The organism is Crassaminicella profunda (genome assembly GCF_019884785.1).
In the GTDB taxonomy this organism is placed as follows: domain Bacteria; phylum Bacillota; class Clostridia; order Peptostreptococcales; family Thermotaleaceae; genus Crassaminicella; species Crassaminicella profunda.
On sequence record NZ_CP082326.1, the window covers coordinates 23,801 to 35,945 of the forward strand.

At 32.2% G+C, this 12,145-nt stretch carries 7 protein-coding genes; all 7 read left to right on the forward strand.

Features of this window, described 5'->3' with window-relative positions; all coding sequences use genetic code 11:
- The first annotated feature begins 2 nt into the window (after positions 1 to 2).
- Positions 3 to 1,676, forward strand: coding sequence for a hypothetical protein (locus tag K7H06_RS00075; protein WP_223037988.1), 1,674 nt, complete (start codon positions 3 to 5; stop codon positions 1,674 to 1,676).
- Between the two features lie 31 nt (positions 1,677 to 1,707).
- On the forward strand, positions 1,708 to 3,216 hold the full coding sequence (locus tag K7H06_RS00080) for an S-layer homology domain-containing protein (protein ID WP_223037989.1): 1,509 nt from the start codon (positions 1,708 to 1,710) through the stop codon (positions 3,214 to 3,216).
- A 95-nt stretch (positions 3,217 to 3,311) separates the two neighbouring features.
- Entirely contained in the window at positions 3,312 to 4,721 is a 1,410-nt protein-coding gene (locus K7H06_RS00085) for a S41 family peptidase (protein WP_223037990.1), read from the forward strand.
- A 401-nt stretch (positions 4,722 to 5,122) separates the two neighbouring features.
- Positions 5,123 to 6,724: a CTP synthase gene (gene pyrG / locus K7H06_RS00090; RefSeq protein WP_223037991.1), complete on the forward strand. Its 1,602-nt coding sequence runs from the start codon at positions 5,123 to 5,125 to the stop codon at positions 6,722 to 6,724.
- A 235-nt stretch (positions 6,725 to 6,959) separates the two neighbouring features.
- Positions 6,960 to 8,435, forward strand: coding sequence for an MBOAT family O-acyltransferase (locus K7H06_RS00095; protein WP_223037992.1), 1,476 nt, complete (start codon positions 6,960 to 6,962; stop codon positions 8,433 to 8,435).
- A gap of 35 nt (positions 8,436 to 8,470) precedes the next feature.
- Positions 8,471 to 9,400: a hypothetical protein gene (locus K7H06_RS00100; RefSeq protein WP_223037993.1), complete on the forward strand. Its 930-nt coding sequence runs from the start codon at positions 8,471 to 8,473 to the stop codon at positions 9,398 to 9,400.
- A 390-nt stretch (positions 9,401 to 9,790) separates the two neighbouring features.
- The gene (locus tag K7H06_RS00105; protein WP_223037994.1) at positions 9,791 to 12,019 is read left to right on the forward strand and encodes a copper amine oxidase N-terminal domain-containing protein; all 2,229 of its coding nucleotides are present in this window, start codon (positions 9,791 to 9,793) and stop codon (positions 12,017 to 12,019) included.
- The last annotated feature ends 126 nt before the right edge of the window (positions 12,020 to 12,145 follow it).

The following is a 12,145-nucleotide window of genomic DNA, read 5'->3' on the forward strand; positions in this document are numbered from 1 at the left end:
GGATGAAAAAAATTTGGATACTTGTTTGTATATTATTACTAACTTCAGTAATTTCCTATGCAGATGTAAATGGTCCTTATCGAGATGGCATGATTGAAGGATATGTAAAAAAGGTTTTAGAAAATCAAATACAGATTGAAGAATATGATGGGACGGTGCATCTTTTAAATTTAGATAGAAAGGTAAAGTTTCAGATTGATGGAAAAACGGTAGGACTCCATGATTTTAAAACAGGGATGGAAGTGTATGGAGAACTTCGAGGAAGAAGACTGAAATATCTTGAGAGCTATTCAACAGAAAACCTAGGATATATTCCGCTAGGAGGAAAGGTTCGAAGTGGGATTGTAAAAAAAATCGATAGAGATCAAATCATGATTAAAACACTTATAGGAAAAGAAGAGACTTACTTTACTTCTCCTGCTACTATTTGCTTAAAGAAAGGGGAAAATGTACTCCTTTCTACCCTTTACGAGGGAGATCGAGTAAAACTTTATTTTGACGAAGTAGATGCAACAATGATTAGCAGAATGAGTATTGAAGGAAATTCTATTTTAATAAAGGATTTGTATCGTGGAAAACTTGCTAGAGCAGACCAATTAGAAGATGAAATCGTTCTTGATCAGATAGAGGTATTTAGAAATGGTAGATGGAATGAAAACAAAAATAGTATAGCCATTCCCTTTTCATCAGATTTACCTTTATATGTAGGTGGTCAAAAGATTCCTTACAAGAATTTAAAATATTATAGAGGAAAAACTGTCTATATGGCTATGAAAGACTTCTTTGGAACGGACAAAATAGAAAAAATGGTTGTAAAAAGTCAGTACGAAAGAACTTATTCAAATAAGATAGAAAGAATTAACTGGTATTCAGATACCTTTGAGTTAGCAAATCATAAAAACATTAGTTTCTCTGAAGGAACCATGGTTATAAAAAATGGAAGATTGGTAGACAAAGAGTCTATCCTTCCTGAATCAGATGCATTTATTGTAGCAGATGGAAGGGGAAATAACCTTTATGCAGATGTGATTAATGTTTACAATGAAGACCTTAATAACTCAAATATTGGTCAAAATTATATATATGCAGGAAGACTCAGCAGAATATTTGAGAATGCAGTTTATTTGAAAGATTTTTACCTTTTAGATCGTAATGATTGGGAATCTTTTAGAACAAGAGATGAGGATGATGAAAAAGAATTATTCTATGATAATGATACAGTTATTTTTGATGTAGAAAATAAAAAATATATTTCACCAAAAGAATTCTTTGCGGGAGATTATGCAGTGGATGAAGATACAGATGATGATGAGCGTATTAGAAACAATCATCTTAAAGATTGGTATGGATATATCTATACAGATGGAGATAGAATCTCTAGTATCATGGTTCAGAAAGATCTTGATTCATTAAGGAGACAGAGAGTTACAAATGGTGTTGTAGAAAAAACTGAAGATGATAGCTTAGTTGGATGGACTGTTTACTTAAGAGATACAAAAGACTATAGCTACAGACATGATAAATGGATGGCAAAAAATACAACGACTCGAATGAATTTATCAAAAGCAATGATTGTAAGAAACGGTAAAATCATAGAGCCATATGAACTACAACCAGGAAATAGATTGTATATTGTAAGGGATGATTTTTATGGAAAAGTTGTTGTTGTAAAATAGTAGAGAAAGATACCTTGAAGGGGGAGATTTTTTGAAACGGTTGATTGTAAGTGTATTTATTTTTATATTATTACTCACTCCTATCACAGCATGGGCTACACCCCCTGGATTTTCTGGTGGAGTAAATAATGAGTATGAATACGAAGAAATAGTTTTTATTACAGGGGAGCCTATTAAGTTTGTAGGGACTCTTACGGTGAAAGAAAAGGAAAAAGCTGAAGAAAAGAGTGTTTCTTATAGTTATAAATTAATATCGGAGGATAAGTCTCTTAAAGGCAAATTAGATCGAACTATAACTCTTATTACGACTTTGGATAAAAGAAATGATAAAGGACAAACCATCGGAAATACAACTCTAGATAAATATAAAGAAACCATAAAATTGGGAAAAGATAAATATGAGCTAGTGAAAGATGGAGGGTATGAACTTTCAAAATCAGACGTTATAGACAATCGTCCTGCTTCTGACTTTTACTCTGGAAATTTAAAGGCAAGAAAATATTATAAAATCAATAAAGATGAAGGAGAAGTTATTGTTGATATTAGTGGAGGGAATGTAGGATATAAAAACTTTTGGGGAAGTACAGAGACAGAAATTCTAGATTATACCATTACCTCTAATAGACAAACTGAAGAGAAAGATGGAAAAACCAATGAAAATTCTTGGCATGGAACCGTAAAGGTACAGGTATCAGATAGCCTTACTAAGACATTGAAGTATTCAGATAATGAAGCAACTTTTTCAAGCTTTTATGGAGGGCATGTGAGAGTTACCAATCAAGAAATGGTATCTAGATATGACTACAATCTTCCTAGAGTTGATGATAGAGAAATCAATGATAGAAGAAGAGAAAGGTATGCTATAGAGTTAAGAAAAAAGATGGTACCAAAAGTTGAAAGATTGATTATACCAAAATTTAAAGATATTGGTGGTCACTGGGCAGAAGAATATATTAAAAAGCTATATTCACTGGATGTATTTGATGAAAATTCCGTGTTTTTCACACCAGATGTTCCCTTTACTCGAGGGGAATTCACAAAAGGTGTTATGAGAGTATGTAATATTAGGCCTTCTTTAGAAGATATGAAAAAACCTAGTAGAAGAAGAGGAAAACAACCCAAAGAAGTATCACCATTCAAAGATGTACCTGTAAATGATCCAGATTACAAATACATAAAGGATGCAATAGAGAAAAAAATCATATCAGGGGTTACTAAAGATTTGTTTAAACCAGATAAGCCTTTGACAAAAGCTCAAGCCATAACGATTTTAATAAAAGCCTTAGGATTTGAAAGTAAAGCCCCAACACCAGGATTTTATACTTCTTTTACAGATGATAATAAAATCCCTAATTGGGCAAAGGATAGTATCTATATGGCAAAAGAAATTGGTTTAATCCATGGAGATAACTATAATCGAATTAATCCAAATAAAAATATTACAAGAGCAGAAAGTTCAGAAATGCTTGTAAGATTCTTAGAATTTTTACAAAAGGATTTACAAAGAGATTATAGGGAAAATATTATTAACTTTAATTAAAAAAATAAAATAAGTATAAGGGATAGGCCAGATAAAAATGTATTTTTCTGGTCTATAATGATTTTGGTGTATATACTAAAAAAGGGGTGAATGAAATGGTTAATTTTCGTAAAAAAGTACATTGTATATTCATTTGTGTACTGACATTAACTTTAACATTAACAAGCATTACCTATGCTAATGAGGATTTTAAGAAATTTAACAATTTAGATGAAAGATTAGCATATTTAAAAGGGATTATCCAATATATTGAAAAAAACTATGATGGAAAAGTAACAGAAGAGGAACTTATGGAAGGAGCTTACAAAGGAGTATTTAAAGTCTTAGATCCACATAGCAACTATTTTGAAAAAGATGAATATAATCAATTTCAAATAGATAGCATAGGTGCTTATGGAGGAATTGGTGCAACAATAAGTGTCAAGGCGGGAAAGCTTATTATTGTAGGATTTATGGAAAATTCTCCTGCTAAAAGAGCTGGATTGAAAGAAGAAGATATTATTGAAAGTATAAATGATGAAGTAGTAAGCAAATATAATTCTAAAGAGGGGATAGATTTACTTCTAGGACATCCAGGAACAAAAGTAAAGCTAGGGATCAAAAGAAAAGGACAAGAGAGTATTCAATATTTTTATGTTCAAAGAGAAATCATTAAAATCAATCCAGTGCAATTTAAAGTAATAGATGATCATATAGGGTATATTCGTATTGATGAATTTAATCAAAATGCTAGTGAAAATGTAAAAAAAAGTTTAGAGGAGCTGAAAGCAAAAAATATAAAAGGCATCATACTAGACTTAAGGGGAAATTTAGGAGGGTTGCTACAGGAAGGGGTAAAGGTAGCAGATGAATTTATTCCTAAAGGTCCTGTTGTACATATCAACTATAAAAATAAAAAAAGAAAAACCCTTTACGCAGAAAAAGAAAAAATCAATATTCCATTAGTTGTACTCGTCAATAGACTTACTGCTAGCGCATCAGAAATTGTTGCAGGAGCTATACAAGATACAAAGTCAGGAATCATTGTGGGTACGAAAACCTATGGAAAAGGAACGGTACAACAAACAACACCTATTACTAATGGTGGAGGAATCAAGCTTACCATTGCAGAATATCTTACACCTAATGAGAGAAGTATCAATGGTATAGGTATTCAGCCTGATGTTCTTGTGAAGAATAATTTAGTGGTTAGCAAAGAAGTAATAGGATGCTTTGTGTCAATGATAGAAGATAAAAAATTTTCTTTAGGTGAAAGAGGGTTGAATGTATATGGTGCACAGCAAAGGTTGAAGCTTTTAGGGTATGAAAAAGTAGAAGCTACAAGTATTTTAGATGGAGTTACATTAAATGCCCTTAAAGATTTTCAAAAAATAAATGGTTTAGAAGAAACAGGTGTGCTGGATTTAAAAACAAGGGATAAAATCAATGAAAGAATGCAAGATCTATCTAGTGGCAAATTAAAAGATTTACAATTAGAAAAAGCCATAGAAATATTAAAAGAATAAGTAAATAATATAAAAATATGGAAAAATTATAGAGACATGGTGCCAGTCAGTTCAGTTTTCTAGCATAAAAATCCTAAAATTTTATTGACGTCCATAAAGGAATGAGATATAATATCCAAGTTATTATAAAAAGAAAAAGTCGAGCACCCTACAATGGGTGCCCTGCCATAATATAGAATGCGGACACAGGTAGGTCACCCGTAGGGGGTGGCCTCTCTCTTTTTTGAAGAATATTATTTTTTATTATCCAATGGGACATATTAAAACTTATATTGAAAAGGTGATTATAGATATGTGCTTGTAAATATAAATCTAACAACAATAAGTTTATGTATGTACTATGAACTAAAAATTAAATAGAGAATAAGATAAAAATCAAAAGATGAAAGGAGTACTTATACATGACAAAGTATATCTTTGTAACGGGTGGTGTTGTATCATCCTTAGGAAAGGGAATAACGGCTGCATCATTAGGACAATTGTTAAAAGCAAGAGGATTGAAGGTTACCATTCAAAAATTTGACCCTTATATTAATATTGACCCAGGAACGATGAGCCCCTATCAGCATGGGGAAGTATTTGTTACAGAGGATGGTGCAGAAACAGACTTAGACCTTGGGCATTATGAGAGATTTATAGATATTAACCTTGGAAAATATAGCAACGTAACAACTGGCAAAATTTATTGGTCTGTCATTACAAAGGAAAGAAAAGGAGAATACCTAGGAGGAACTGTTCAGGTTATTCCTCACATTACAAATGAAATAAAGGCTAGAGTATTAAGAGCAGGAAAGCAGACTAATGCGGATGTGGTGATTACAGAAATAGGAGGAACTGTTGGGGATATTGAAAGTCAACCATTTCTAGAAGCCATCAGACAGATTAAATATGATATTGGGAAAGAAAATGTTATGTATATTCACTTAACCCTTCTTCCATACTTAGGAAAGGCTGGAGAAGTAAAAACAAAGCCTACACAACATAGTGTAAGGGAATTAAGAGAAATCGGTATTCAGCCAGATGCCATTGTATGTCGTGCAGAAATACCTATGTCAGAAGAGGTAAAGGATAAAATCAGTCTTTTCTGTAATGTAGATAGAGGGCATGTTATTCAAAATATGGATGTTGAAACAATATATGAAGTACCATTAATGTTAGAGAAAGAAGGATTAGCTGAGATTACCTGTGAGAGACTTTCATTAAACTGTAGTACTCCTGATTTAACAGAATGGAAAACAATGGTGGAAAAAGAAAAGAATCTAAAGAATACAGTAAAAATTGCATTAGTTGGAAAATATGTAGAGCTTCATGATGCCTACCTTTCTGTAGCTGAAAGCTTAAAGCATGCGGGAATTTTTAATGATGCCAAGGTAGAAATTGATTGGGTGCAATCTGAAGAAGTGACAAAAGAAAATGCTTCTGAAAGATTAAAGGATGTAGATGGTATTTTAGTACCAGGAGGTTTTGGTGACAGAGGTGTTGAAGGGAAAATAGAAGCTATTTCTTATGCAAGACAAAACAAAATACCGCTACTAGGGATTTGTCTAGGAATGCAGCTTGTTGTAGTAGAATTTGCAAGAAATGTTTTAGGACTAAAAGATGCTCATAGTTCTGAGTTAGATCCTGAAACAACCCATCCTGTAATCGACCTTATGCCAGAACAAAAAGATATAGAGGATATGGGAGGAACTATGAGACTAGGGGTTTACCCATGTAAGGTTTATGATGGAACCCTTGCAGAAAAAGCTTATGGGGAAGATTTAATCTATGAAAGACATAGACATAGATATGAGTTTAATAATCAGTTTAGAGACGAATTAACAAAGGCAGGACTAGTGATCAGTGGAATATCACCAGATGAAAGATTAGTAGAAATAGTAGAATTAAAGGATCACCCATGGTTTGTAGCAGGCCAATTCCATCCAGAGTTTAAATCAAGACCTACAAGACCCCATCCATTATTTAGAGATTTTGTAAAAGCTTCTCTTGAAAATAGAAAATAATATGGATATACTAGTAATGCCGAGCTTATGCTCGGCATTATAATTTTTTATCTAGTATTATTAAAAATGGTTTTATTTTAATAACTATAGTTTGAATACAGATGCATCTATATAAGCTATAATAATATATTATATTGCTTAATTACATAAGTATGAATGAGATTTGTAATGAACGTTATGAGATATAAATTATATATTTAAGTATAATAATTACTAAACCTGAGGTGGTGACCGCGTGCTTTTTAACTCATTCGGATTTTTAGTGTTTTTTCCTATTGTTATAACTCTATATTTCATTATTCCCTATAGAGCAAGATGGATTTTTCTTCTTGGAGCTAGTTATTATTTTTACATGTGCTGGAATCCTAAATACATTGTTTTAATTATCATATCTACTATCATTGATTATTTTGCTGGAATGATGATGGGAAGAACAAAAGAAAAGAAAAAAAGAAAAAAATATCTTCTTCTTAGCTTAGTCTCAAATTTAGGATTACTATTTACCTTTAAATATTTCAACTTTTTTAATGAATCAATAGGGCAAATCTTTAGATATTTTCATTTAGTTTATGGAATACCAGATTTCAAATTACTTTTACCAGTAGGGATATCCTTTTATACTTTTCAAACCCTTAGTTATTCTATAGATGTGTATAAAGGAAAGATCAAGCCTGAAAAACATTTAGGGATCTTTGCACTTTATGTATCTTTTTTTCCACAGTTGGTTGCAGGTCCTATTGAGAGGTCTGATAAATTACTACCACAATTTTATGAGAAGTATAGATTTGACTATGATCGGTTTGCTAATGGACTTGTACAGATGGGGTGGGGATTCTTTAAAAAGGTAGTGATTGCTGATAGAGTAGCCATATTAGTCAATCAAGTATATAATAATGTTACAGAATATACAGGTATACAGCTTATTGTAGCCACCGTTTTTTTTACTTTTCAAATTTATTGTGATTTTTCAGGTTACTCAGATATTGCCATAGGTCTTGCTAGGATATTGGGCTTTGATTTGATGAAAAATTTTAATAGACCCTATGGGGCTACATCAATACCAGATTTTTGGAGAAGGTGGCATATATCCTTATCAACTTGGTTTAAGGATTATCTATATATACCACTAGGGGGGAGTAAGACGAGTAAACCTAGATGGTATTTTAACTTAAGCTTAACTTTTTTGATTAGTGGGTTGTGGCATGGAGCCAATTGGACATTTATTCTATGGGGATGTATACATGGATTCTATCAAATGGTATCAATTAGTACTAGAAACATTAGAAGTACATTTGTTAGAGGGATTAAACTAGATCAGTTTCCTATACTTCATAGGTTGCTCAATATAATCATTACATTTCTATTAGTTTGCTTTGCTTGGATATTTTTTAGAGCGAATAACCTTAAGGATGCTATATATATCGTAACCCATTTATTTGAAGGGGTATTAGAGATTCAAAGTATACAAACCTTAAGTGCTTATGTGTCTATTTTAGGACTTGAAAAGATAGAGTTTTTCATTGCAGTAGGAGCTATTGCACTTATGGAAATCGTACAGTTTGTAGGACGGGATCGGGAGATTTATGATCTTTTGAATAATAGTCCTATTTTCTTAAGGTGGGCTGCTTACTACATTGTTGTTTTTGCCATATTACTATTTGGCGTATACGGTAGTGAGGTTGATATTCAGTTTATATATTTCCAATTTTAGAGACAATCTTACTATGTTTGTTAAGAGGTGTTTATATGAAGAATTTTATAAAAAGTATACTGTTTATAATCATTGGAGCAATTATATTATATTATTGTAATAGTTTATATATAAATACAAACTATTATAAATCCCTTGATTATACTGAAAAATTCAATCATGTTCCAGAAGATATAGAAGTAGCTAACCTAGGGAGTTCTCATGGAATGTATGGATTTGACTATACTGATTTTGATGTAACAGGGTTTAATTTTGGTTTGTATGCTCAGGGGTTTTACTATGACTACAAGATTCTTAAACAATATGCTCCTAAGCTACGACAAGGAGCTACCATTATTATCCCCATATCATACTTTTCTTTTTATCAATCTTACCATGATGAAAAATTTGAGAAGTTTAATAAAAGTTATTATAGATTTTTAAAGCCTATATATATAAAAAATATAAAGTTAAAGGATTATATAACAAGAAGCCTTTTTCCCTTATTGGGAGAGGGGGGGAACATTAGAAAAGTTTTTGAAGATATAGAGTATGAACCAAAAGAGTGGGAAATCATAACTTGGAATAAGTTTAATGCTGAGGGAATAAAGGAAGAAGGAAAAAAAAGAGCCATGCATCATATGAAGGATATTATTCATCCTGGGAAAGAAAACAAACCAGAAACAAAGAGGGAATTAAAAAATATCATTAATTATTGTATAGAAAATAACTATAAGCCCGTATTAGTGACTCTACCGTTTTTAAAATATTATAACGACTCCTTTCCTGATGAGTTTTATGATGAGTTTTATAAAGAAATTAAAGATATACGAAATCAGTATGAAGGATTAGATTATAGGGATTATTCTCATGATAAAAGATTTATAGAGGATATAGGGTTATTTGTTGATTCGGATCATATGAATGTAAATGGAAGAAAAAAAATGACAAAAATTATTCTAGAGGATCTAGGGTTTATTGAATAAATAGGTTGATTAGCTTGTCTACTAAAAAAAGAAAAGCTGGAAGTAGAAGTAAATATTCTAAAAGTGATTAAATAAAAAGAGGAGCTCAATGAAAATCATTGAGCTCCTCTTTTTGTTTTTATTCAAGATATTGCTGATTTAAAAAACTTATCATCTAAAGAAAAAGCAATATGTTATCCTTTTATTCATGACCAAAGCATGTAATATTCTTGTAACATATACCCTAAAGCCCCTTGAAACCCTCTAATTTACTACAGGAAAAACTTACTAATATTACAGAACCATTAAAGCCATTGATTTATAGCCATAGAATTTATATAATCATCATGTAGCAAGAAGTGACAAGCTTCGACAAATTCAAACTAAAAAAATAAAAGGAGGAGTTTTTTAATGAAAAGAAAAATTTCATTATTGTTGGTACTAGCATTAATGTTAACATTAGTACCAATGAGTGCGTTCGCAGCATCAAGCAATGGTGTTGTAGCTGTACCAAAAGTATCAGATTCAAAAGTATTTACGAATTCTGATGCACCAGAATTAAGAATTGAAGAAGAAAACGTAAACGAATTTAAAGATGGAAGTTCATTCACATTGACAGTTAGTAATGGAGATTGGGAAGATAGTGTAAGTCAAACTGTTTATGCACAAGATGGAGATGGTGCTGTTGTAGGAACTCCTACAAGTGGACCATACTTCGAAATGGTAAAACGTTCAAATAAAGAAGTAGAAGTAACTTTCCACAGAGAAGGTGTTACGAATACAAAATTATCTGTTAAACTTCCAATGACTATTGATGTTGATCAAGAAGGAGTAGTAGAAGTTGAAGTTGATGGAGAAAGCTCTGGAGTAAGCAGTGGTAAATATGTAGTTGCAAATGCTGCAGATGGAGACACAATCACAACAATTAATGATACTACAGACATTATTGATGAAGGTGCAGTAATCGAAACAATCAAGCTTGAAGAAACAAGCATGGGTGCTATGGCTGATGATGAAGCACAAAAAATCGAATTAAGATTACCTTCTGATTTCAAATGGGAGATCCCAGCAGGAGCTTCTGTTGAATTAAGTGGTGGATTTAGTGGTACACTTACACCAGTTATAAGAGCAGGTGCAGATAACTACATCGATATTACAGTAGCAGCAAATGCTCTTGACTCTACAAATGGAAGAGGTAAAATCTACATCAAAGGATTAAAAGTAGTTCCTGATAGTGATGCAGACTTTGGTGAAGTAAAAGTAAAAGTTACTGGTGATAATGTAAGCACAGCAACAATTGTAGTTGGAGAATATCAAGATTATGGTGTAGCAATCAAAGCAGATAGCGATGATGATATGGCTGAATTAATCGCAGGTAGATTTGTAGATGTTGATGCAACAACAGTTGCTGACGCTACAGATGATACAGACTACGACAGTGAAGACCATGAATTAATGACATTACAATTAGAAGAAAATGCAAAAGGTGCATGGTTAACACAAAGAAAAACAAGAATCGAATTCCCAACATGGGTTAAAATTGTAGACATCACTGTAGACAAAGCTGATGGTTTTGTAAATACAAAAGATGATATAAGAACAGCATTATTAAGTGCAATTGATGATGATGATTATAACTTCTTAGAGTTCAGTGGATCTAACTTCGAATTAAATGGAAAAGCTAAATTACACTTAACATTTGAAGTATCTGTTAAAGGTGATGCAACAGGAGATATCGTTGCAGAAGTATCAGGTAGATCATTACCAAACGAAGGTAAAGTAGTTTTAGGTAAAGCATTAGCACCTGTTACACTTGAAACAAAACCAGTTGATGTAAAACTTGGCTACCAAGATCAAGAATTAGGTACAATCATATTAACAGAAACAAAAGCAGAAGCATTAAAAGATAACAAAGTTGTTGAAATTGAATTAGCATCAGATTTTGAGTGGGATGATGCGCCAACAGTAAAAGTAACAAAAGGTGACTTAGAAATTAATGAAGATTCAATCGATACAGATGGTAGATATTTAACTTTCAAAATAAAAGGTGAAAGTTCTGAAGCATCAGAAATCACTATTACTGGTGGAACAGTTGACTTAGATAGAACTTTACCTGAAGGTGACTTCAACGTAGATGTTCAAGGTAGTGCAATCGTACAAAACAATGATCCAGATGATGGAGCATATGGTTTTGATAAAAACAAATGTGCATCTGATGTATTCGCAAGAGTAATCACTCCAGCTGATGATAACACTAAAGCTGGTGCAGAAGTAAAATTCGTAATCGGACAATCTGAATACAAAGTAGGAGAAGAAGTAAAAACTGCTGACGTTGCTCCGTACATTGCAGATGGAAGAACAATGTTATCACTAAGATTTACAGCAGAAGCTATGGGCGTAACTAGTGAAAACATTATCTGGGATGGAGCTACAAGAACAGTAACAATCTTCAAAGGTGATAGAATCGCTCAAGTAGAAATCGGAAGCAACAAATTATTTGTAAATGGTGTTGTTGTACCAATGGATACGGTAGCAGTAATCAAAGATGGTAGAACAATGTTACCAATCAGATTCATCGCACAAGCACTAGGTGCAGAAGTTGAGTGGGATGGAGCTACAAGAACAGTTACAGTTAAATAATCAAATGATTTAAAATAAAACAAGAGTCGAAATGCTCTTGTTTTATTTTTTTTTTTTTGTAAAATACTCGTAATGTTTTGTAATATTCCTGTAATGGTATTTTCTTCTTGTTTTTTATATAATGGT